Genomic DNA, 574 nt, shown 5'->3' with positions numbered 1-574 from the left:
AGCGCAAGGCGTGATGGACCGGCTCTATCAAGCCGTCGGCGCGAGCGGCTGCTGTGTGCTGCTCGCCGACGGCGAGGGCGTGCCGGTCGATCGTCGCGGTACGGCGGCGGACGACGCGACGTTTCAATCCTGGGGCCTGTGGACCGGTGCGCTCTGGAGCGAGGAGCACGAGGGCACCAACGGCATCGGCACCTGCCTCGTCGAGCAGCGTCCGCTGACGATCGACCGCGACCAGCATTTCTTCACCCGCAACACGCTTCTGAGCTGCAGCGCCGTTCCGATCTACGACCATGAGGCGACGCTCGCGGGCGTGCTCGACGTGTCCTCCTGCCGCGCCGACCGGACCGATGCATTTTCCAGTCTGATCGCGCTTGCGGCAGGCGAGGCGGCCAAGCGCATCGAGGCCGATCTGTTCCGCAGGGCCTTCGCGCATGCCCGCATCGTGCTGACGCAAGCTGCGGACGGCCAATGCGGAGGCCTCATTGCGGTCGATGCCGATGATCTCGTGATCGGCGCGACCCGCTCCGCCCGGGTGGCGCTCGGCATTGCCCCCGGCCGGGCATTGCAGCCGGTG

Annotated in this window: 1 protein-coding gene; it reads left to right on the top strand. The window is 69.0% G+C overall.

The annotated features are described in order from the left end of the window. On the top strand, window positions 1-574 hold a 574-nt coding region (locus MOV75_RS41235), incomplete at both ends, for a GAF domain-containing protein (RefSeq protein ID WP_247008628.1).

The sequence above is a fragment of the Bradyrhizobium sp. PRIMUS42 genome (assembly GCF_023006515.1).
Taxonomy (GTDB): domain Bacteria; phylum Pseudomonadota; class Alphaproteobacteria; order Rhizobiales; family Xanthobacteraceae; genus Bradyrhizobium.
This window is presented reverse-complemented; position numbering and strand designations above follow the sequence as displayed.